This window comes from Roseibium sp. SCP14, from assembly GCF_040329475.1.
Taxonomy (GTDB): domain Bacteria; phylum Pseudomonadota; class Alphaproteobacteria; order Rhizobiales; family Stappiaceae; genus Roseibium.
On the sequence record NZ_JBDZYH010000001.1, the window covers coordinates 1250361 to 1272516 of the forward strand.

Annotated in this window: 24 protein-coding genes; 7 read left to right on the plus strand and 17 right to left on the minus strand. The window is 56.9% G+C overall.

All coding sequences use genetic code 11. From position 1 onward, the window contains the following. The first annotated feature begins 37 nt into the window (after window positions 1-37). Window positions 38-856, plus strand: coding sequence for a protein-disulfide reductase DsbD domain-containing protein (locus ABLQ08_RS05725; protein ID WP_352940156.1), 819 nt, complete (start codon window positions 38-40; stop codon window positions 854-856). Window positions 857-979: 123 nt separating this feature from the next. After that, window positions 980-1468, plus strand: a complete 489-nt coding sequence (locus ABLQ08_RS05730) for a peroxiredoxin (RefSeq protein ID WP_352940157.1) — start codon at window positions 980-982, stop codon at window positions 1466-1468. 8 nt (window positions 1469-1476) lie between these two features. Here the strand turns inward: ABLQ08_RS05730 and ABLQ08_RS05735 are convergent, their stop codons facing one another. The 8 genes from ABLQ08_RS05735 to coxB all read right to left on the minus strand — a co-directional run bounded on the left by ABLQ08_RS05735 (window position 1477) and on the right by coxB (window position 8130). Beyond that, on the minus strand, window positions 1477-2226 hold the full coding sequence (locus tag ABLQ08_RS05735; RefSeq protein WP_352940158.1) for an SURF1 family protein: 750 nt from the start codon (window positions 2224-2226) through the stop codon (window positions 1477-1479). Window positions 2227-2247: 21 nt separating this feature from the next. Beyond that, window positions 2248-2637: a DUF983 domain-containing protein gene (locus tag ABLQ08_RS05740; protein WP_352940159.1), complete on the minus strand. Its 390-nt coding sequence runs from the start codon at window positions 2635-2637 to the stop codon at window positions 2248-2250. A gap of 84 nt (window positions 2638-2721) precedes the next feature. Then, window positions 2722-3600 carry a cytochrome c oxidase subunit 3 gene (locus ABLQ08_RS05745; RefSeq protein WP_352940160.1) on the minus strand — a complete coding sequence of 293 codons (879 nt, stop codon included), beginning with the start codon at window positions 3598-3600 and terminating at the stop codon, window positions 2722-2724. A gap of 49 nt (window positions 3601-3649) precedes the next feature. Next, complete coding sequence (locus tag ABLQ08_RS05750) at window positions 3650-4255, minus strand: cytochrome c oxidase assembly protein (protein ID WP_352940161.1); 606 nt, start codon at window positions 4253-4255, stop codon at window positions 3650-3652. Window positions 4256-4265: 10 nt separating this feature from the next. Beyond that, window positions 4266-4427 (minus strand): hypothetical protein, encoded by a 162-nt coding sequence (locus ABLQ08_RS05755; protein ID WP_352940162.1) that lies wholly within the window; start codon window positions 4425-4427, stop codon window positions 4266-4268. A gap of 4 nt (window positions 4428-4431) precedes the next feature. Further along, window positions 4432-5367, minus strand: a complete 936-nt coding sequence (locus ABLQ08_RS05760; RefSeq protein ID WP_352940163.1) for a heme o synthase — start codon at window positions 5365-5367, stop codon at window positions 4432-4434. A gap of 160 nt (window positions 5368-5527) precedes the next feature. Further along, window positions 5528-7123 carry a cytochrome c oxidase subunit I gene (gene ctaD, locus ABLQ08_RS05765; RefSeq protein WP_352940164.1) on the minus strand — a complete coding sequence of 532 codons (1596 nt, stop codon included), beginning with the start codon at window positions 7121-7123 and terminating at the stop codon, window positions 5528-5530. An 80-nt stretch (window positions 7124-7203) separates the two neighbouring features. Then, entirely contained in the window at window positions 7204-8130 is a 927-nt protein-coding gene (coxB, locus tag ABLQ08_RS05770; RefSeq protein WP_352940521.1) for a cytochrome c oxidase subunit II, read from the minus strand. 584 nt (window positions 8131-8714) lie between these two features. Between coxB and ABLQ08_RS05775 the strand changes: the two genes are divergently transcribed. Beyond that, the gene (locus ABLQ08_RS05775) at window positions 8715-9236 is read left to right on the plus strand and encodes an invasion associated locus B family protein (RefSeq protein ID WP_352940522.1); all 522 of its coding nucleotides are present in this window, start codon (window positions 8715-8717) and stop codon (window positions 9234-9236) included. A 59-nt stretch (window positions 9237-9295) separates the two neighbouring features. Here the strand turns inward: ABLQ08_RS05775 and ABLQ08_RS05780 are convergent, their stop codons facing one another. The 3 genes from ABLQ08_RS05780 to tldD form a co-directional block, all read right to left on the minus strand. Next, the gene (locus ABLQ08_RS05780; protein WP_352940165.1) at window positions 9296-11092 is read right to left on the minus strand and encodes a monovalent cation:proton antiporter-2 (CPA2) family protein; all 1797 of its coding nucleotides are present in this window, start codon (window positions 11090-11092) and stop codon (window positions 9296-9298) included. A gap of 265 nt (window positions 11093-11357) precedes the next feature. Next, window positions 11358-11972 carry an HAD family hydrolase gene (locus tag ABLQ08_RS05785; protein WP_352940166.1) on the minus strand — a complete coding sequence of 205 codons (615 nt, stop codon included), beginning with the start codon at window positions 11970-11972 and terminating at the stop codon, window positions 11358-11360. 23 nt (window positions 11973-11995) lie between these two features. Further along, window positions 11996-13420 (minus strand): metalloprotease TldD, encoded by a 1425-nt coding sequence (gene tldD, locus ABLQ08_RS05790; protein WP_352940167.1) that lies wholly within the window; start codon window positions 13418-13420, stop codon window positions 11996-11998. A 504-nt stretch (window positions 13421-13924) separates the two neighbouring features. Here tldD and ABLQ08_RS05795 point away from each other — a divergent pair. Together ABLQ08_RS05795 and ABLQ08_RS05800 are read left to right on the plus strand one after the other, a co-directional pair. Beyond that, entirely contained in the window at window positions 13925-14152 is a 228-nt protein-coding gene (locus ABLQ08_RS05795; RefSeq protein WP_352940168.1) for a hypothetical protein, read from the plus strand. A gap of 102 nt (window positions 14153-14254) precedes the next feature. Next, window positions 14255-14467 carry a DUF2093 domain-containing protein gene (locus ABLQ08_RS05800; RefSeq protein WP_352940169.1) on the plus strand — a complete coding sequence of 71 codons (213 nt, stop codon included), beginning with the start codon at window positions 14255-14257 and terminating at the stop codon, window positions 14465-14467. A gap of 31 nt (window positions 14468-14498) precedes the next feature. Here ABLQ08_RS05800 and lpxK read toward each other — a convergent pair whose 3' ends face one another. Genes lpxK through ABLQ08_RS05830 form a run of 6 tightly spaced genes read right to left on the minus strand, consistent with a single transcriptional unit; the run spans window position 14499 to window position 19964 of the window. Further along, on the minus strand, window positions 14499-15521 hold the full coding sequence (gene lpxK / locus ABLQ08_RS05805) for a tetraacyldisaccharide 4'-kinase (RefSeq protein WP_352940170.1): 1023 nt from the start codon (window positions 15519-15521) through the stop codon (window positions 14499-14501). Further along, entirely contained in the window at window positions 15505-16824 is a 1320-nt protein-coding gene (locus ABLQ08_RS05810) for a 3-deoxy-D-manno-octulosonic acid transferase (RefSeq protein ID WP_352940171.1), read from the minus strand. Before ABLQ08_RS05810 ends, lpxK begins: the two co-directional genes overlap by 17 nt. After that, window positions 16817-17515: a lysophospholipid acyltransferase family protein gene (locus tag ABLQ08_RS05815; protein ID WP_352940172.1), complete on the minus strand. Its 699-nt coding sequence runs from the start codon at window positions 17513-17515 to the stop codon at window positions 16817-16819. Before ABLQ08_RS05815 ends, ABLQ08_RS05810 begins: the two co-directional genes overlap by 8 nt. Window positions 17516-17544: 29 nt before the next feature. Next, window positions 17545-17784 carry a DUF4170 domain-containing protein gene (locus tag ABLQ08_RS05820; protein ID WP_352940173.1) on the minus strand — a complete coding sequence of 80 codons (240 nt, stop codon included), beginning with the start codon at window positions 17782-17784 and terminating at the stop codon, window positions 17545-17547. Between the two features lie 37 nt (window positions 17785-17821). Continuing rightward, window positions 17822-18634 (minus strand): 3'(2'),5'-bisphosphate nucleotidase CysQ, encoded by an 813-nt coding sequence (locus ABLQ08_RS05825; RefSeq protein WP_352940174.1) that lies wholly within the window; start codon window positions 18632-18634, stop codon window positions 17822-17824. Then, the gene (locus ABLQ08_RS05830) at window positions 18621-19964 is read right to left on the minus strand and encodes a TldD/PmbA family protein (RefSeq protein WP_352940175.1); all 1344 of its coding nucleotides are present in this window, start codon (window positions 19962-19964) and stop codon (window positions 18621-18623) included. Before ABLQ08_RS05830 ends, ABLQ08_RS05825 begins: the two co-directional genes overlap by 14 nt. Window positions 19965-20258: 294 nt before the next feature. On the opposite strand from ABLQ08_RS05830, the gene ABLQ08_RS05835 reads away from it, so the two are divergent. Then, on the plus strand, window positions 20259-20849 hold the full coding sequence (locus tag ABLQ08_RS05835) for a DUF6101 family protein (RefSeq protein ID WP_352940176.1): 591 nt from the start codon (window positions 20259-20261) through the stop codon (window positions 20847-20849). 122 nt (window positions 20850-20971) lie between these two features. Further along, window positions 20972-22153 carry a GGDEF domain-containing protein gene (locus ABLQ08_RS05840; protein ID WP_352940177.1) on the plus strand — a complete coding sequence of 394 codons (1182 nt, stop codon included), beginning with the start codon at window positions 20972-20974 and terminating at the stop codon, window positions 22151-22153. Window positions 22154-22156 lie beyond the last annotated feature (3 nt).

The following is a 22156-nucleotide window of genomic DNA, read 5'->3' on the forward strand; positions in this document are numbered from 1 at the left end:
CATGACGCTTGAGCGAAACTCGTGTAGCACAAGAACCATGAAACGGATCGTCTACACTTTTATCGTCTTATTCATCGCCACCCTCACCTCTCTTCGAGCTGAAACAACGGATTGGATCGAGGTTCACGGAGGCGCCGTCAGGCTGATATCTGCCGGTCCGATTGAAGATGGCCAATACCTTGCTGGCCTGGAATTCATGCTGGAGCCGGGTTGGCATACCTATTGGCGCTATCCGGGTGAGGCCGGCATACCACCGCAGATCACCTTGACGGACACAGAAAATTTAAAGGATGTCGAAATCCTTTATCCCGTGCCTGAACGTTACAGCGACGGGTTTTCGGAATCGATCGTCTACCACGATGGAATCGTGCTGCCGATCAGGATTACGCCTGACGATGGCGAACAGAATGTGCGCCTCAATATCGACCTGTTTTTCGGCATCTGCAAGGACATCTGTGTTCCAGGCGATGCATCGCTCACGCTCGACCTCAACCCGGCAACGGAGAAAGACTCGCTTGCGGCAAAGCTGATTCAACGTGATCTTGCAAACGTTCCCCAAGTCGCGGCGACCGACAGCCTCAAAGTCGAGTCGGTAAGCCTGACCGACGAAGACAGGCTTGTTATCGAAACGCTCGTGGAAGCGGGGGCAACGCCCGAATTGTTTGTTGCCGGTCCGGAAGGATCCTATATCGGTCTAGCCAAACTTGCTTCGCAATCCGGCGACAAGGTCACGTGGCACCTGTCCACCAAGGGGCTCAAGTCCGGGGAAGGAGATGATCACCTCAGGCTTGTGCTCGCCATCGAAGGTTCGGCCATAGAACATCTGGAGCCCATTCAACCTTCCTGGGTGAACTAATTCCACCTGTCTCCCTTCAATGTCATTTTTTGCAGTATCTTCACTCGACGTGCTGCAGCTTGCGCCCTATCTGAGCAGCGGGCTGTGATGAACGTGCGGCCAGGTAGCAAAGGGAATTTCGATATGACAATCAAGGTAGGGGACCGCCTTCCCGAGGCCAGTTTCAAGATCATGACAGCCGACGGGCCCGGAGAGATCTCGACCAGAGACCTGACGAGCGGAAAGACCGTGGTGCTGTTTGGAGTGCCCGGCGCATTTACACCGACATGCCACATGAATCATCTTCCGGGGTTTGTCGAACACGCGGAAACACTGAAGAGCAAGGGTGTCGATACGATTGCCGTTCTTTCGGTCAACGACGTGTTTGTCATGGACGCATGGGAAAAGGCATCCAACACAGGCGGTCAGATCCAGTTTCTCTCAGACACCGCAGCTGAATTCGTTGAGGCAGCAGGCCTCGGACTCGGTCCTGCGCCGATTTTCGGCCATGTGCGTTCGCAGCGTTTTGCCCTGATCGCAAAAGACGGTGAGGTCACATTCCTCGCCATTGAGGAAACGCCGGGCGAGGCCACCAAAACCGGCGCTGCGGCGATCCTGGAGGCCCTGGGCTAAGTCACTGCCTATCTCGACTTGCGTGGCCACAGAACGGTGGCCGCGTAGGTCAGGAACACACCGACAAGTGTGGCGGCCAGACCGAACCAGGTAAGGGCATATCCGAGATGGTCGTTCTTGAAGCGGACAACCGTTTCTCCAGCCTGTGGCAGCCCCGCAGGCGGTGTAAATGCTGCATCGAGATCAATACTGTAAGGCGCCAGATCCGGGCCTCCCACTCCGAGAACATCTCCCATCGCTTCCGTATCGCGAGCAAACCAGATCCTGTCTTCCTTGTCCGGCGCGGGTGTCGTCCAGTTTGGTTTTTCGCTGAGCCGTAACAGACCTGAAATCTCAGTCCCTCCGGCAAGCGGCACAAGTGCTGCCTTTTCCTGTACTTTCGAAAGCCCGTGTGGGAGAAATCCGCGGTTCACCAATACAGTCCAGCCTTCTTCCGTACGGAACGGCGCGTAAGCCATGACGCCTGGTCCCTTCAGGGGACCAGCCGGGTTCGAAAGTGACGTGTAGTAGAACACCGATCCGTCCTGAAACTCACCTTTCACACTGACATGCCTGTAGTCGTCCTGTTCGGCAATATCGTTCCATGCGGAAGGCGGAGGGGCGGTCACGGCAGGTTTCGAAACACCCTCTTCAACCTGGCGGATGAGGTTTTCCTTCCAGGTCAGCCTGTCCAGCTGCCAGAAGCCGAGGTTCAGCAAGATGAACAGAGCGATAGCTGCCGCAATCGCCGGAATGATGAGTTTACGCACTGGCCCCATGGCCGGGTTTCTCTTTCTTGGCTAGAGAGACTTGTCCTGGTCAAGACGGCCTTCTTCCGCCTTGTGCCGGAACTGCAATGCAATCATCAACCCCTTCAGCGGACGCAAGGAGGCACCTGCAAGCAGGACAGTCAAAGGCAGCCACAGGATCAGGTGAAGCCAGATCGGCGGCTGATAGGACAGCTCCACAAGCAAGACCAGCGCGACCACAATGAAGCCGACGAGCATGATGACAAAGACCGCAGGGCCGTCTCCACTGTCGGCGAAGGAATAGTCCAGACCGCAGGCTGAACATGACTTCTTGATGCCGAGGAAGCCGTCGAACAGCTTTCCCTGACCGCATCTCGGGCACTTTCCGGAGAGACCGGCTGTCACCGGATTGACCGGAGGAAAATGCGCCTTGTCTTCCATGTCCTGCCTCACTGCCGTTCAGGAAACAAAAACGCCCGATCCGTCGGCCGGACCGGGCGTTTTCAAATTGCTGTCTATCCCGCCTTAGTGGGCGGCCGGTGCACCTGCGCCCCAGATGTAAATGGCGACGAACAGGAACAACCAGACGACATCAACGAAGTGCCAGTACCAGGCAGCCGCCTCAAAGCCGAAATGCTGCTTCGCTGTAAAGTGGCCGGCAAGCGCGCGAAGAAGGCAGACAAACAGGAAGATCGTTCCGACAATCACGTGGAAACCGTGGAATCCGGTCGCCATGAAGAAGGTCGCACCGTAGATGTTGCCGTCGAACGTGAACGCGGCGTGCATGTATTCGTAGACCTGGCAGATGGTGAAGATCACGCCAAGCAGCACCGTCAGTGTCAGACCCCACTTCAGGCCTTCGCGATCATCGTGCAGCATCGCGTGGTGTGCCCATGTAACCGTTGTTCCCGAGCAGAGCAGGATCAAGGTATTCAGCAACGGCAGGTGCCACGGATCGAAAGTCGCGATGCCATCGGGCGGCCAATGACCACCGGTCGCTTCGACTCGGCTGAACTGGATTGCTTCACCGGCAAACAGGGCGACATCGAAGTAAGCCCAGAACCAGGCGACGAAGAACATCACTTCAGAAGCGATGAACAGCAGCATGCCATAGCGCAGGTGCAGGGAAACGACACGGGTATGGTGCCCCTCATGGGCTTCCTTGATGGTATCGCTCCACCAGCCGTACATCACGTAAAGCACGATCAGCAGACCGACGGCAAACAGGCCCCAGCTGGCGGAGGCAAGTTCCATTCCGAAGAGCGCAAAAGACTCTCCGGCAGCAGACCGCATCCACGCGATGGCGCCGATTGCGAGGATGAACGCGCCGATCGACGCAATAAACGGCCACGGACTTGGTTCCACAAGGTGGTAGTCGTGGTTTTTGGTATGTGCCTCAGCCATCGGCAAGCTCCCCAAACACAGTCATCTCAAGCGCATAAAGCGCCATAACTTACAGTTTCGTTTCAGTGACAGGCGCTTCAGCCCGCACATCAACAGGACGTTCCGGTTGTTCTACCGGGAAGAAGGTGTAGGACAAAGTGATTTCCTTCACGTGTTTCAGCTCAGGATCCTTGTCCATTTCCGGGTCGACGAAAAAGACGACCGGCATTTCGACAGTTTCACCGGACTTGAGCGCCTGCTCGGTGAAGCAGAAGCAATCCAGCTTGTTGAAGTAGGCACCCGCAGTTGGCGGGGAAACGTTGAAAGTCGACGTTCCGTAAGTCGTCTCTTCACCGTTGTTGGTTGCCAGATATTCAAGTTGCGCGGTCTCTCCCATCTTGAGAGTGACCGAACGCTGCGCGGGTTTGAACTTCCAGGGCAACTCGCGATTGACATTGCCATCAAAGCGCACCGTGATCATCCGATTGATGACCACATCGCTCTCGCTTTCCGCGACCTGTGTCGTGCCACCAAATCCGGTAACACGGCAGAACAGGTCATAAAGCGGAACGGCTGCATATGCCGCGCCGACCATCAAAGCGAACAGCCCGGCACAGGCCACCGCGACTTTGCGGTTGCTGTTGGCAAGGTTCTGACTGTTCTGCCCGTTGCTCACACGAAGTTCCTTAAAGTGCTCTGTCAATCACGCCAGGCCCAAGCTTGACAATCGTGACCACGTAGAAAAGGGCAACCAGTGCTGCGAGGACAATGGCAATTGCAATCGACCGTGAGCGGCGTTTCTTGGCCTGCTCCGGTGTCAGCTTGACGCCCTGCTCTTCCTTGACCATTGCCTTATGCCCCTACAATCAGGCTTTCACCCAGCAGCAGGGCAAACAGCAGGAAGAGATAGAAGATCGAGAACTTGAAGAGACGTACGCAGGCCTGGCGCGCCACGTCCCCTTCCCGCTTGCGCCAGACGTCAAACGCCAGAGCAACAAAGGCGAGGCCGAGCACCGTCGAGGCAATGCCGTAAACGAGCGTAGCAAAGCCAAGGAAATACGGAGCTACACCGATCGGAGCCAGCAGCAGCGAATAGACCAGAATGTGATGCCGTGTACTGGTTTCACCAGCGACAACCGGAAGCATCGGAACACCAGCCGCGCGATAGTCGCCGCTCTTGAAAAGAGCCAGTGCCCAGAAATGCGGCGGCGTCCACATGAAGATGATCAGGAAGAGCACGAAGCTCTCCAGGCTCACACCACCAGTAACGGATGCCCAGCCGACCATTGGCGGAAACGCGCCCGCAGCACCGCCAATTACGATGTTCTGCGGCGTCGAGCGCTTCAGCCACATCGTGTATACGATCACGTAGAAGAAAATCGTGAAAGCAAGGAAAGCACCAGCGAACCAGTTGACCAGAAGACCCAGGGTGACAACCGAGCCGATCGACAGAGTAATGCCGAAAGCAAACGCTTCGTCACGGGTGATCTTGCCGGCCGGGATCGGACGCTTTTTGGTGCGCGACATGATTTCATCGATGTCGGCGTCGTACCACATGTTCAGGGCCCCGGAGGCACCGGCGCCAATTGCAATACACAGGATTGCAACTGCGCCCAGAACCGGATGCACGGAACCTGGAGCCAGCATCAGTCCGACAAAAGCCGTGAAAATCACCAGAGACATCACACGCGGCTTCAGGAGCGCCACATAGTCGCTCACTGATCCCATTCCACCGTCCCAGACGGCAGTGTTCTGGCCAATCGTATCCTGGCGCTCTACGAGCGACATGGGCGCGTCCTTTGAATTCTTTCTCACTGCCTTTGCCCCGACTTTTGTGTCGTGCGGTTTGAACATTTTACGTTCGGCAGCGATTTTTTAAAGTTTGCACCGCGCCAGTGTCCGGCGCGGTGCCGATTTCCGATCGGAGGGATCCCCCTCCGGCCACGCATTACTTGATGCGCGGCAACGTCTCGAACTGGTGGAACGGAGGCGGAGAAGACAGGGTCCACTCCAGCGTTGTTGCACCTTCACCCCACGGGTTGTTGCCGACGGCACGCTTCTTGGAGAAAGCCTCGAAGATACCGAACAGGAACACCAGAACCGCGAAAGCAGAGATGTAGGAGCCGATTGAGGACACAAAGTTCCAGCCCGACAGCGCGTCCGGATAATCGGCATAGCGACGCGGCATGCCGTTCAGACCAAGGAAGTGCTGCGGGAAGAAGACCAGATTCACGCCTATGAAGGTGATCCAGAAATGGGCCTTGCCGATCGTCTCGTTGTACATGTAGCCGAACATTTTCGGGAACCAGTAGTACCAGGCCGCAAAGATTGCGAACACGGCGCCCAGAGACAGAACGTAGTGGAAGTGAGCAACGACGTAGTAAGTGTCGTGGAAGGCACGGTCGAGACCGGCGTTCGCCAGCTGCACACCCGTCACACCACCGACGGTGAACAGGAAGATGAAGCCGATTGCCCATACCATGGGTGTCTTGAACTCGATGGATCCGCCCCACATGGTGGCGATCCAGGAGAAGATTTTCACGCCGGTCGGAACCGCGATCACCATCGTTGCAGCAACGAAATACGCCTGCGTTTCGGAGGACATGCCGACAGTGTACATGTGGTGCGCCCACACGATGAAGCCGACGACGCCGATGGCGACCATGGCGTAGGCCATGCCGAGGTAACCGAAGATCGGCTTGCGGGCAAAGGTGGAAATGATGTGGCTGATGATGCCGAAGCCCGGTAGAATCAGAATGTACACTTCCGGGTGACCGAAGAACCAGAACAGATGCTGGAACAGAACCGGGTCACCGCCACCGGAGGGGGTGAAGAACGTGGTGCCGAAGTTGCGGTCCGTCAGCAGCATGGTGATGGCGCCAGCCAGAACCGGCAAGGACAACAGCAGCAGGAACGCGGTGATCAGAACGGACCAGGCAAACAGCGGCATCTTGTGCAGGGTCATGCCCGGCGCACGCATGTTGAAGATCGTCGTGATGAAGTTGATCGCGCCCAGGATCGAGGAGGCACCTGCGATGTGCAGGGACAGGATCGCGAGATCCACTGCCGGACCCGGCTGGTAGGTGGTCGAAAGCGGCGGGTAGATGGTCCAGCCACCGCCAACGCCGTTACCACCCGGAGGGCCCTCGACGAAGAGAGACAGAAGAAGAAGCAGGAAGGCCGGCGGAAGCAGCCAGAAAGAAATGTTGTTCATCCGCGGGAACGCCATGTCCGGCGCACCGATCATGATCGGCACGAAGTAGTTGGCATAACCGCCGATCACCGCTGGCATAACCATGAAGAAAATCATGATCAGGCCATGAGCCGTGGTGAACACGTTGAACATGTGTGGATTGTTGAAGTACTGCATTCCCGGTTCTTGCAGTTCCATCCGGATGCCGACGCTGAGCGCGCCGCCGACGATCCCTGCAAAGATCGCGAAAAACAGATACATCAGTCCAATGTCTTTGTGGTTGGTCGAATAGACCCACCGCCGCCATCCTGTCGGATGGTCATGTGCCGCATGTGCTTCGGTCGCAGCCATTTGGGGCTCCCTCTTTAATCTTTCTCAGCGGCGCTGCGTGTCATCGCGCGCATCGCCAAACGTAAAGGCTTGTCGTCGCGTTATTTCGCGGCGACTGCAATCTCTTCCAGCGTACCTGTCGCTGCGACCTTCTTGGCGGCAGCAATAGAAGCCATCAGTTGTAGGTTGGCGTTGTCCAGATCTTCCTGAGCAGCTACCGCCCAAGCCTTGTACTGATCAGCGGAAACAACCCGAACCGCGATCGGCATGAAAGCATGGTTGACGCCGCACAGCTCAGAACACTGACCGTAGTAGACACCTTCGTTACGGGCGTGGAACCACGTTTCGTTCAAACGGCCCGGGATCGCATCGATCTTTACGCCCATGGACGGCATTGCGAAGGCGTGGATAACATCCTCAGCAGTAACCTGTAGACGGACAGTTGTGTCGACCGGGATCACCAATTCGTTGTCAACAGCCAGAAGGCGCGGAACTTCGTTGAGCGTCAGGCCCCGTTTCTGAGCATACGCTTCCCGATCTGCCTTGTCTTTCGCGGCATCCAGCGCATCACCGACCATGTAGGAATCGAAGTAAAGGTCGCCCATGCCTTCGTCGGTGTATTCGTAACCCCAATACCACTGATAGCCGATCGCCTTGACCGTCATCTGGTACTCGGGAATGTCCAGCTGCTTGTAGAGCAGGCGGAAAGACGGGATCGCGATCACGACCAGAATGAGGATTGGAACGATGGTCCAAACCACTTCGATCACGGTGTTGTGCGATGTGCGGGACGGTACAGGGTTCGACTTGGCGCTGAACCGGGTCATGCACACGATCAGCAACGCCAGAACGAACAGCGTAATGACAGTGATGATCGTAAGCGTGAAGGCATTGAACCAGGTGATGTCGTCCATCACGTCGGTGATCGAGTTCTGAAAACCGAGCTGCCACTCGCTCATACCGGATTCAGCTGCCAGAGCCGCAGTGGACGCTCCCGCAAATGTTGCCGCCAATCCGGCCATAGTCATGAGACGCTTGAAGATACCCTTCACGTCCGCGCTCCCTTCCCTCAACCGCTAGCAAGCGGCACATGCAAAAATACCGGACCCAAAATCCGGCTCAATCCGGTGCGGCAGTAACGGGCTTATCTCAGCTTCGCAAGCCCATTGTGCCGACCCAATGTCTCGAACAGGTTCGTCAGATTGCCGGACTATAACCATAAACCCCGGCGAAGGGCGATGGTTACAATCGGCTGGAGCGGCGATGTGCCGCATCCCCTTGCTGACGCCTTAATGCCGCACAAAAACCATAAGACACGCCAAGCTGCAACGGTATTTCCAACTTTTCACAGGCCCTGAACGGCATATTGAGCTTGATAGAAGTCAAAGACAGGCGGATTTTCGACAAAAAACCGGGCTAATCGACGGCGTTCACGTCTCGGCAGACTGGAATCACGCGCCGTCATGCGGCAATGTCTGGCCGGGACAACACCATGATTCGCACAGTGAGCCATAGTTTTTATACTGGACAGGCTGCTGCTGTGGGATCCGACAACGATTGACCGGAGGTTTTCTTGTCAACCCAATTGCCGAATGCCTCAACCGCCCGCCGGATGGGACGCTTCAAATTCTCCCTTGCCAGAATCGCCGCTCTTGCCGGCATCGCCTTTGGCACCCTTGTACAGGGCAACCTTCCGGCTCTGGCTCAAGGTGAAGTGCGCTCTACTCACGGTGACTGGCAGATGCGCTGTGACACGCCTCCGGGCGCCTCCGGCGAGCAATGCGCCCTGATCCAGAATGTTACGGCTTCGGACCGGGAAAATGTCGGCCTGTCGGTTATCATCCTGAAGACAGCCGACAAACAGGCTCGCATTCTCAGAGTCCTGGCCCCGCTCGGCGTTCTTCTTCCCTCCGGCCTCGGTCTTCGTGTCGACAATGCCGATATCGGCCGCGCGGGCTTCGTCCGCTGCCTGCCGAACGGATGCATTGCTGAAGTGATCCTGGAAGAAGACCTTCTGAGCAAATTGAAGGCAGGTGCACAGGCCACATTCATCATCTTCCAGACGCCTGAAGAAGGAATTGGCATTCCGATTTCGCTCAACGGCTTTTCCTCGGGCTTTGACTCACTGCCTTAAGAAAGCTGAAATGACAAAGAAAAAAGGCGCCGGAAACGGCGTCTTTCTTGTTGGTTGCCTTATTCGACCTGCGCATCCTTCTGATGACCTTCAGACTGTTTCTTGCGCTGAGCGACGTGCCGAACACGTTCCGTACCAGAAGCGGCACCTCCTGCCTCAAGCTGCGAGGCCAATCGCTCCTCATCACGATAACGGACATCCTCCTCGATCTGATCAATCCGATCGAGCGGCGTACCGAGTGCCTCAAGGGCCGCGCGTCCGAACACGACACTGGATTCAAAAGTTTCTCGGATCTGAAAATCGACCCCCCTCCTGGTCAGGTCGAGCACGTGAGCGCGATCAGTAGCCCGGCAGAAAATCAAGGTGTCCGGGAAACCGTCGCGGATGAGATCGATCGCCTTGGCCATAACCTTGTCGTTCTCGATGCACATGGCGACCAGCGCGGCCTTTCCCGCACCTGCAGCTGCCAGAACATCAGCTCGTGTCGCATCTCCGTAATAGACCTTGTAGCCTTGCTTTCGCGCATAGGCGATCCTGTCCGGACGGTTGTCGATAGCTGTGATTTCATGCCCTTCGGAGGTCAGAATCTGTGCCACGACCATCCCAAACCGGCCAAAACCAATGACCAGAACCGTCGGGTTCGCTTCCTCGAATGTCTCGATCGAGGGATTTTCAACGCCACGCTCTTTCATTCTGGTGGCAATTCTGTCCAACCCGAGACAGGCGAGCGGCGTGAGCAGCATCGTCAGGATGACAATCGCGTTGAGCAGGTTGGCCGTCTGGTAGTCGAGCAAGCTGTTGCTGACAGCTGCGGTGAACAGGACGAAGGCAAACTCCCCACCCTGAGGAAGGGTCACGGCAATGCGCAGTGCGTCTGAGTTCGAAGAGCCGGTGCCGCGCGAAAGCCCCCAAAGAAAGACACCTTTCACCCCCATCACCGTTGCGACGCCAATTGCCACGATCAACCAGTTGCCCATGACAAGGGACACGTCGAGCGACATGCCGACAGCTACAAAGAACAGGCCCATCAGGAGCGATCGGAACGGCTCGATATCGGCTTCCAGCGTGTGCCGGAAACTGGATTCTGCCAGCAGTACGCCTGCCAGGAACGCGCCGAGAGCCATGGAGAGACCGACTGAATGCATGATCCCTGCACTACCGAGTGCAACAAGCAGCGCCGCAGTCAGCATGACTTCGCGTGCCCGGCTTGCCGCCAGGAACAGGAATATCGGCGAGATCAAATATCGCCCGGTGAGAATAACGGCAGCAACAGCAGCCGAGACCAGCAGGATTTCGTTTGCGATTTCCCCAGCTGTTGACGGCCCCTCGCCGGGAGCAAGAATGGCCACCATCGCCAGAAGCGGGACGATCGCAATGTCCTGAAGAAGCAGGATGCCGAAGGCTCTTTGACCATAGGCGGAAGACAATTGTCCGCGTTCCTGCAGGATCTGCAGCGCGAATGCGGTCGACGACAAGGCAAGGCCAAATCCGGCGACCAGTGCCGTGGAGTTCCCAAGTCCAGCGAAACGGCCAATCGAGTAGAGACTGACCCCCGTGAATATGACCTGAGCGGTTCCGAGACCGAAGATGTCCCGTTTCATTCGCCAGAGCTTTTGCGGATCGAGTTCAAGTCCGATCACGAACAGCAGAAGAACAACCCCGAGTTCCGCAACATGCAGAACATCTTCTCCTGACCCCAGAAGCTGCAGGCCATGTGGTCCGATTGCCGCACCGGCAGCGAGATACCCGACCACCGAGCCGAGCCCCAGCCGTTTTGCGATCGGAACAGCCACAACGGTGGCTGCTAGAAACACAATCGATTCAGCAAAAAACGGAGGTGCGCCCTCTGCGGCCATTCTCTCTCCTCTGTTGCACAGCCATTCAACCGGCCCCACGCCCGGCAGGCTCATCATGAACTGATTCTATTTTACCAAACCTTACGAAGCTGGCGTGCGACACTTCCACCGCTACTGCAACTATTTAGGCCGATTTGCTGCAATTTTGCGCGATTGGGTCAAAGGACCACCGTACTATTGACGATAGCCTGGGATGTCTGGCGTCTTTGGCTGAAATTCCGGTCGGTCCGGTCACAAAAATCAACCAGGTCCAGAATGCGGGAAATCAAAGCAGGTCGTGTTTCTTCAAGTAGGATCTGAAGGTCTCGGTGTCGGTAAAAACGTGCCCGGAAAGCCCGGCTTCTTCGGCTCCTGCGACATTTTCCGCACGGTCGTCGATGAAGGCACTCGCCGAGGTCGGGTAACCGTACTTTTCGCAGATCAGCCGATAGATATCCGGGTCCGGCTTGCGCACCTTGAACTCAGCCGACACGTGCGCTTTCTCTCCGAAAATCTCGATCATTTCAGGAGCGCAAACAGGCAATGATGCCTTCAGCATCATGCCGTTGTTCGTCAGCATCGCGACATCCGCTTTCTGCTTGAGACGCCGGACAAGATCGAGAACGTCTGGCCTTGCCCGCATCATGCGGCGCCGGATATCGGCCCAGGTATCGAAATCAATAGGATAGCCAAGCAACCTTCCATATTGGGCGAGATATCCTTCCGCCGTATCGGGATTGCCTGCTTCAGCCTCGTTTTCATGAGGCCCGCCCCACACCGCTTCGTCAATTTCCGCAGCTGGTCGACCTGTCAGGTCTTGCAGCAGTTGAAGCCGGACCTGATGCTCATAATCATAGAGCACCTGATCCATGTCGAAGATAACGAACTTGATGTCCGGCATCGCCATCCCCCAGGGTAATCTGCCTAGACGGCAGTCCCTCCGACCGTCATTTCGTTGATGCGCATGGATGGCTGGCCGACGCCGACAGGAACGCCCTGCCCCTGCTTCCCACAGGTGCCCATGCCCGGGTCGAGCTTCATGTCATTACCGATCATGGTCACCCGGGTCAGCGCATCCGGGCCATTACCAATCAGCATGGCACCTTTTACCGGTGCACCGACCTTGCCGTTTTCGATCCGGTAAGCCTCGGTGCAGGAGAACACGAATTTGCCCGAGGTGATATCGACCTGTCCGCCACCGAAGGAAACGGCGTAGATACCGTCTTTCACTGAAGAGAGGATCTCTTCAGGATCTTTGTCACCGGCCATCATGACCGTGTTGGTCATACGCGGCATCGGAATATGCGCATAAGACTGGCGGCGACCGTTCCCGGTCGGCTCCATGCCCATGAGGCGCGCATTCTGCCGGTCCTGCATATAGCCGGTCAAAATCCCGTCCTCGATGAGGACTGTCCGGCTTGCCGGAGTGCCCTCGTCATCAACCGTCAGCGACCCGCGACGATCGGGAATGGTGCCATCGTCGACAATCGTGACACCCGGTGAAGCCACACGTTCGCCCATCAGCCCGGCAAATGCCGACGTCTTCTTGCGGTTGAAATCACCTTCCAGGCCATGACCTACTGCTTCATGGAGCAGAATGCCGGGCCAACCGGATCCGAGGACCACATCAAAAGCCCCGGCCGGTGCAGGTACTGCATCCAGATTGACAAGAGCCTGACGAAGGGCCTCGTCGACCCCGCCCTGCCAGTTTTCCGTGGTGATGAACCGTTCAAACCCTTCCCTGCCACCGCATCCGAACATGCCGCTTTCCTGGCGGTCGTCATTGCCTGCAACAACGGAAATGCTCAAGCGGACCATCGGACGGACGTCGCGGACAAGGTGACCGTCGGCACGCAGGATTTCGACAACCTGCCAGGATCCTGCAAGAGAGGCGGAAACCTGACGAACGCGCGGGTCCTTGGCCCTGGCATATGCGTCGATTTCCTGAAGAAGCTTCACCTTTTCCTCAAAGCTCGGACCACCCAGCGGATTGGCATCGGTATAAAGCGAAAGGTTGGTGCGGGACGGTGCGGCGGCATAGCTGCCCGAATAGCCTTTCTTGACTGCACTCACAGCCTCCGCGGCCCGTTTCAATGCGCCTTCGGAAATGTCGCCGGCATGCGCATATCCGGCTGCCTCACCCGCTACAGCCCGAAGTCCGAAACCCTGGGCCGTATCGTAGTTGGCGCCTTTCAAACGGCCATTGTCGAAGACAAGTCCTTCCGACTGGCGGTATTCGACAAACAGCTCTCCGTCGTCAGCCCCTGACAAAGCCTCTTGGGTGATCCGCTTGGCGGCCTCCAATCCGAGACCGGAGGATTCAATGAGATCGGTTGTGGAAAGGGTCATCTACTTGTCCTGCATGTGCCCCGATGGATAGAGGCTCGATTTTGCTGCCGGTGTCGGCGGCGATTTCGCTCAATATATCCTCAACATAGGCTTTTTGCCGGGTTTTTCACCTTAAAAGCTGGAAATTCCACTTGTGAAAAATTTAACCTGAATATATTACTCAACTTTAAGATATTCCTGTCTGTTGTCAGCAGGGCCTGACCAAGGGCCTGGCCAGCTTCTCTTCCCGAAATGATCGAACAATGCCGCGTTCAGCCGCGGCAAAGAAGGATTTGTGCGCATGTGCCAGTCACAGGATCCGGCTGCCGGTACCACCTTGTCATCCTTTCACGCAATGGCAGCCAGGCGCGGAGACGGTCTCCATCCTCTATTTCTGCAAGCCTTTGCAAAGTCGGGATCTGTGTCGGGTCCTCCGGCGCCCTCGGAACAGACCGACGACAATGTGGTCGTGGTGGATTTTCAAAATCCTGCTGAAAGCACCGGCCGAAAACGTGAACAATCAAGATGAAATCTGTCCTTGTTGCAATGCATCTGGTGGCCTGTCAGCCGGATCTGCTGATTTGTGAAGACGTGTCGGCATCCGCGAAACGTTGGGCGGATATCGAAACCTGCCGCCAGGATCGGGAAACCGAAATATATCGTGTAAAACAGGGACTTCCGGATTGGGCGGTCGTCATGTCGCGCTGTCGTTATCTCATAGGAAGGGACAGGCGCTCATCGCCGATGTTCTGAAAACTTCTCCGGCACCATCACGCAATGACTTGCCCGGCAGGCGCAATCTGCCGTAAAAGACAGTTTCGGAACAACAACGACAACTCATCAAATCCGGTGACCATGAACCGCTACGAAAATCCGCGAATTCCCAGCGAAGCCCGTGTCCGCTATCTGGACGGCGATTATCAGGTGGAAACGCCGGGTACTTTCGTGCGTTGTGCCGTTACCGGCACGGCGATACCTCTTGATGAGCTGAAATACTGGTCGGTCGAACGCCAGGAAGCCTATGTCGATGCCAAGGCTTCAATGAAACGCTATCTGGAAACCCGCTGAGATTCTCCGGAACCGCTTGGAACTTTCGGTTTCAGGTGGTGGATCTCAGCTTGCGTATCTTCTCCCTGATCAAGGCGACAAGGCGATCCTCATCGTCAATATCCATGCGCACGTCCAGGGTTGCCGTGCTGGACGTGATCCAGCGAAAAAGCTCGCCATCGGATGTGGACAGGCGAGCCATGTCCTTGGAAGTCGTTACCAGCTGTAGATCGGCGTTCTCAGCTTCAGTCAGCAGAGCCTGAACATCTTTTTCAGAGTACTGGTGGTGATCGGCAAATTCGCGCGTTTTCGCGATCTCGTATCCGAATTCCTTGAGAGAACTAAAGAATTTCTGTGGGCGACCTATTCCGGCAAATGCATACAGCTTACGTTCCTCCAGCTCTTCATTCGGCTGCGGACGCAAATGCGCATGCAGGACCGGGAGACCGCGCCGGCCCGCGAGATGAACAGCGTCTTCCGCCTCGTTGCCGTCGCCAACGAGCACGAGGCAATCCGTCTTGAGGATCTGTTGTTTGGCAGGTGCTCTCAACGGTCCTGCCGGAAAACACATTCCGTTGCCAAAACCGACAGCACAGTCAACCAGAACTATGCTCAGGTCCTTCTCAAGGGCAGGATTCTGAAAGCCGTCATCCATCAGAAGAACATCGATGTCATGCAGTTCCGCGAATTTCGCTCCAGCCGGCCGGTCAGCCGAAACAATCGTAGGTCCGTGGCGTGCCAGCAGCAGTGCTTCGTCGCCAACCTGGCGCGCTGTATGCATGTTGGAGACAACCAGCAACGGTCCCTTGCTTCGACCGCCATACCCCCTCAACAAGAAGCCGGGCTTGCGCCCCTCTTCCCGCAGGCGATGTGCCAGCTCGATGGCAAAGGGTGTCTTTCCCGTTCCGCCGACAACAAAATTGCCAATGCAGATTATCGGAAGCTTGCTGCTGCCTTTCGCGGCGGACAACATTCTGCGCCCGGAAATCTGGCCGTAAAGCCACCCGGCCGGTGACAACGCCATGGCCGTACCGGACAATCCTTTCTTCCACCAGAAGTCAGGAGCCTTGCTCATTGGGCGCCTCCGGCATCCGATCCCTGTCTTCGACTGTCAGATAAGGTTGTAACAACTGCAGAGTTTTTTCCAGTGCGCCTCGGTTTCCTTCCACCAGAGCCCTGGCTTTGGCCGATTGATCCGTTACGCGTTCAGGGTCTTCAAGCAGTCTGGCTATGGCCTTCGCAAGATCGTCAGGATCTTCAAGTCTGGTGGCGGCCCCACTGCTGAAGAAGTCCTTGTAAACCGCCCGGGCATTGGCGACTTTCGGCCCTGTAACCAATGCCGAACCCGACAAGGCTGCCTCAACGGGATTGTGGCCGCCAACATCGCTGAACGAGCCGGCCAGGAAGGTTACCGGCGCCAATCGGTAGTAAATCCCCATCTCGCCCAGCGTGTCGCCCAGATATACGTCGGTCCCGGCCTGAATGTCGTCACCGGCTGCGCGGGAGGCCACATGCAATCCCCGCTGTTCGACAAGCTCCCTGATTTCCCCGGCGCGCGCCGGATGCCTTGGAACCAGAACCAGAAGCAGCCCCGGGAATTCTCTTCTCAGGATTTCATGGGCCCTGAGCGCTATTTCTTCTTCCCCAGGATGAGTAAGTGCTGCCAACCAGACCGGGTGGCTGCCAATCTGGCTCTTCACGGCAGACAAGGCGATCTCGTCGGCAACCGGCTTCTCCGCGTCGAACTTCAGATTGCCGGGCGTTTCCACATTCCGGCATCCAAGTTGTCGGAAACGGGCCGCATCTGCTTCACTTTGCGCAAGAACCAGGTCCAGGCAGTTGAAAAGATAACGGGACACATTTGCCAGCCGGGACCAATTCCGGTGAGACCCATCCGACAATCGTCCGTTCAGAAGCACGAACGGAATCTTGCGGCTGCGAATATCATCGAACAGGCAGGGCCAGATTTCCGATTCCACGACCATTGCCAGATCCGGTTTCCAGTGGTCGAGGAACCGGCCAAGAGGTCCTGGAGCGTCATAGGGAACGAACTGGTGGGTCGCTCCTTCCGGCAGACGACTGGCGGCAAGTTCAGCTGAAGTCACCGTTACCGTTGTCAAAAGGATTTTGTTACCGTCGCGGGCCAACGCATCGACGACGGGAAGGATCGACATGGTTTCGCCGACGCTTGCTGCGTGGATCCAGACCAGATGTCCTGAGGGACGCGCCAATGCCGAATGACCGAAGCGTTCGCCCCTTCGCGAGGCGATTTCCTTGCCTTTCCGGCTTCGTGACCAGAACAGTATGTTGAAAACCGGCGTGAGGGCCCGGGCAAGCCCCCTGTAAATACTGATCAGAAATGGCCGCCGGTCAGCCATCCGCCCTGCCGACCAATTCATAGGCCCGCTTCGTTGCGGTGTTCAGACCATCTTCAACCTGCTGCCGGTAAGCCTCCAGAGCTTCTTCTTCCGTTTCTTCCGGTACCCAGATCAGGTCACCGACAGCAATGCTGCCACGGCCGAAGGGCAGGTTCACGCTGGCCTTGTCCCAGCTGTTGAGCTCGATGCTGCGACTGGTGGCAACGGCTACCGGGAGAATCGGACGGCCCGAGTGTTTGGCCAGCTGGACGATGCCGACGCCTGACTTTCGTGCCGGTCCCTTGGGAACATCCGCCGTCATCGCGACGCTCTCACCGTCTCTCAATGTCTTGAGTGCCTCGATGAAGCCCCGCATTCCCCCACGTTTCTTGATCTGGCGCGCATTTCTGCCACCGGACGCACGAATGAGTCCCAGGCCGAGTTTACGTGCCGCGATCGCATTGACCTCACCATCTGCCGATCGGGAAATCATGACTTTGGCAGGCCAGTGCTTCGGCTTGGCAAATGGAACCATGAAATGCTGGCCGTGCCACATGGCCACGATGACCGGCAAATCCCTTTCCCTCTCATCATGAACACCCGAAGGTTCCACCACGAAACGGTTGGTGAAATACACCAGTTTCAAATAGCCGGCGAGCACAGTGCCCACTGCGGATAAAACCCAGGGCTGGCGGCCAAGGCGTTTGATCATTTTTCTTGTAGCCTGAAAAGTTTCGTTGCCTAGGCGGCCGTTTCCGGGTCAAGCAGCCGATGCATGTGCACAATGAAATAACGCATATGCGCGTTGTCGACCGTTGCTTGCGCCTTGGCCTTCCAAGCCTTGTAGGCTTCCGCGTAGTTCGGATAAATGCCGACAATATCGAGTGCATCCAGATCCCGGAACGTCAATCCTTCCGGAGACTCCAGTTCGCCACCAAAAACAAGGTGGAGAAGCTGTTTCTGGGCGTCGGTTTCACTCATGAGTATCCTCACTCTCTATCGATACAAAGCCGGCCATTTACCTGATCAGGTCGTCAAGCACGGCGCGCGCAGGCCCGATCAATTGCACAGAGGCGGCGACCAGGGCCGGATGTCCAGTGCGGGCTCGATTGTAGATCAGGTTCCGGCCGGACAGATCAGTCAATTCGCCGCCCGCTTCCTGCACCAAAAGATCCGCGGCTGCAAGATCCCAATCGCTGGGCCCGCCCCGTGCCGTTCCCACGTCGATGCGCCCGGCCGCGACCATGGTCAGCCGATACGCCAGCGAACGAAGGATTTCCGTTCCCTCGAACCCGGCGGCGATGACATCCTTGTTTGCCACAATTGAATGCGGTCCCGTTAGAGTTGCCCCAACGACCCTCGCGTGAGACGAGACGGCAATTCGTTTCCCGTTGAGCCAGGCGCCACCACCGGACAAGGCAACAAACATTTCCTCCCGGCGGGGACAAAAAACCGCACCTGCAACGGGCCGGCCCTTTTCCACAACGGCGACCGAGACTGTCCACTCATCGCCCCCTGCCAGGAATGCGCGGGTCCCATCGATAGGATCAACGATAAAGACACGCCGGCACTTCAGGCGCGCACGGTCATCAGCTGTTTCTTCCGAAAGCCAGCCATAGCCCGGTCGAGCCGTTCGCAACTTGTCGGCAAGGAACCGGTCGACCGCCAGATCCGCTTCCGAGACAGGAGATCCCCTGCCCTTGAACCAGGTTTCCGGATCCCGGCCAAAATATTCAAGCGCAAGTGCTCCGGCTTCCCGCGCCGAGGCTTCCAGCAATTGCAGGTCCTGCTTCAGATCCTCACCTGGAGCGTCCTTCTCAACTTCCCGCAAGCGCCATTCCTTCGATCAGGACAGAGGGAGTTGCGGAAGAGTAGCGGTTGTCGAGATCACTTCCCGGTACAAGCCTCTTGAACATGTCGTTCAGGTTTCCGGCAATGGTGATTTCACTGACCGGTTCAACAATTTTTCCGTTTTCAAACCAGAAGCCCGCTGCACCCCGGGAGTAGTCGCCGGTGATGCCATTCACGCCATGACCGATCAGATCGGTCACAAGCAATCCGTTGCCTGCTTCCGCCATCATCTCTTCAAGGGACTTTTCGCCCGGCATCAGGGTAATGTTGGTTGCACCCGGTGTTGTGCCGCTGCCACTGCGATGCGCGCGCCCATTAGGAGTCAATCCCAACTCACGCGCGGAAGCACCATCCAGGAACCAGTGTTGCAGGACCCCGTCTTCAATCATGTTGAGAACATCAGCCTTTGTGCCTTCTCCGTCGAATGGACGGGTGGCCGCTCCGCGTCTCTTGAATGGGTCGTCAACGACCTGAATGCCGGGAGAGAATATCGCCTCGCCCATTCTGTCTTTCAGAAAACTGGTCTTGCGGGCGATCGATGCACCGTTGATGGCACCGGTCAGATGGCCAAGTATGCTGCGTGCCGCGCGAGATTCATAAATGACATTGGCGGTCCGGGTAGACAATTTCTGCGGATTGAGCCGGCGCACCGCGCGCTCGCCGGCCCGGCGGCCGATTGCCGACGGATCTTCGAGGTCTTCAAAATAGGTACGGCTGTCGAAGTCGTAATCCCGTTCCATCTGTGTGCCCTCGCCGGCAACCGCGGTCATGGACGTGCCATAACGCGAGGACAGGTAAGATCCCTGGAAGCCGTGGCTCGTTGCAAGAACAATTCCGGCAAGGCGCCAGGAGGCACCTGCACCGCCGGACTTGCTAACACCATCCACTGCCAGACCGGCCTCTTCAACCGCCAATGCCATGTCGGTCAGGCTTTCGGCAGTCATCTCTTTTGTGTCAAGAAGTTCCAATTCAGGCAATTTCTTGACGAGTAGCGCCTCGTCCGCCAGGCCCGCAAAGGGATCTTCCGGCGCGACCTTCGCCATGGCAACTGCGCGTTCGGCCAGGCCATCGGCATCATCAAGCTGGTTGGCGGATACCGCAGCCGTTCGCTTGCCGACAAAGACCCGAAGCGTCACGTCGTCTCCTTCGGCGCGCTCGGTCTCCTCGACCTTGCCTTCCCTGACATCCACGCCAAGAGAAACGCCAGTGACTGCAATGGCATCGCAGGCATCGGCACCGGCTTTTCGCGCTGCTTCAACGAGCCGGGCCGCGCGCGACTGCAATTCGCTTTGATCAATCAGTTCAGACATGTGTACCGCCTTGAAAGGTCTGTTGAGCAGTTGTTTACGCCCAGCGCCGGTCAGCTGCAACCGCCTGACTGGATTTGGTGACAGACAGTTTTAATGCAAGACCAGCGAAACCGGACGACAAGTGTCGTATCCCTCTTTTCGCCACACTCCTGAACAGTGCGTTACCCGCTTGCTTACACTCCAGTAACCCTCTTTAAAATCACAGTTTTTTAACTGTATCTCTTAAGTGGTTCACGACTTTTCTCCGCTACCTTGAAAGGCATCAAGAGACCAAAAGGTCCGACGGAGAGTCAATTGAGACGTCAAACAGAAATACAGGAGCAGATGGCAACCGGGACGGGCACCCATTCGATGCCTCACCCCGGTTGCCTGCCGGTCAATTTCGAGCAACGACTCGAGTCCAGACCCGGCACCCCTTCTCTTCCTGCAGATATTTTTCTCGACCGCGACAAGGCAGTGATCAAACGCCGGGTGGCAGGCGTGCCCGTCACCGTTGTCGTTCCGGCAAGTGGCTTTGACGGGGTCATGGTCAGGATCGTTCCGGGAGACGCTCCGGGTGAAATTGTTGCCGCACTTATCCTGAAACATCCGGACAGTGCGCTTTCGATCACGCTGGCGGAAACCGAAAAATCCGACGATCTTGCCGTGCTTTGGAGCCGGTGGGCGCAAACTCTCAACCTGCCCATGCTCGTGTGCGACCTTGGCGGCAAAGTCAAACCGATCGAAGCATTCAGCGCTGTTCCTGCGTCAAAGCCTGCGCCTCGCCGGAAACTGCGGCTTCTGACAGGCCGCCGCCCCAGGTTTTTGAACAAGCGCGTTTCGGGAATTCGTACTTGCGACCTGATTTGTCACGCAAACGAGCGCGAGATCATCGCCCGAACCTGATTTCTGCAGGATAATCAGGCGGGTTTACCCTCTAAACAGACTTTTAACCTAAATTTTCTTTCCTGAGCTCAAGTGTCCAGGCGGTCGAACTCCGCCCTTCTGCCGGGAAGGAACTCCAATACATGATCACCGTGGCTGCCTTGGCATGTGTCGGCGCCGTTGTGCTTCTGCTGGTCTGGCTGGCCATGTTCAGGCATTTCGAGACCAGCGCGACAGCGATGATGTCCTGGGTCCTGTGCTTTGGGCTTTGCGGAATCGGCATCCTGCTCATCGCCTTTCGCGGTATTGTTCCGCTCCCATTGAGCATTGCCGGAGGCAATGTGAGCCTTTTTCTGGGATTGGGCCTCTACGGATTTGCGCTCTCGCAAACGTTGTCGGGCCAGGCACGGCTGTTCCCTGTCTTCCTCGCCCCGGCCATCTGGCTTGCGTTGTGCTTTGTTCCGGTCGTTTACGGGCACTACAGCACCCGTGCGGCGTCAGCCAATCTGGTGGTTGCCGCCATCATCTTCCAGATCGCCTACGCAAGCGTGTACAGCAATCGGGATCGACTGTTCATTCCCTATTTCATCACGGCCATAGCGACACTTTACGGCGTCACTCATGTCGTCTTTTCGGTCATGATCTACAACGCCAACATCGACACGATCCAGGAGGCTCTGTCCCACAACGTCTTTGCCACCTTTTACTTTGTCAGTACGTTGATGTTCTGTATCGTCTTGATGCTTTCCTTCGGACTGATTTTCGAAGTTGAACTGCACCATTTCCGGCAAAGAGCCCTGACCGACGATCTGACGGGACTGCTGAGCCGCAAGGCCTTTTTCAAACAGGCAGCAGCCTCCCCGACCGACCAGAACGCCCTGGTGATGATCGATATCGATCACTTCAAGTCAATCAACGACACTCATGGGCACATCTTCGGTGACACGGTCCTTGCCGTTTTCGGCGACACGTGCCGGAAGGTCCTGCCAACACATGCGGTCGTCTCCCGATTGGGTGGTGAGGAGTTTGCGATCTACCTGGCCGACGCTCCGCCCAAACAGGCGGATGTGCTCCTGGACAGGATCCGCGACCGGTTCATCAGAGAAACCTCCAGCATGACGAAATCCGGCAATCCCGTCACGTTCAGCGCCGGTGTGTTCTCATATCGGGGTAATGAGATTCCAGTGGAGAGAGCTCTTCTTGCAGCAGATAAACTGCTCTACGCAGCCAAGCAGGATGGCCGTGACCGGATCCGGTCCTGCCACACCGGCACTATCGGTTCCGCCGGTCAGGCAGATGCGGGATCCGAATTTGCTCCTGCCTGATCT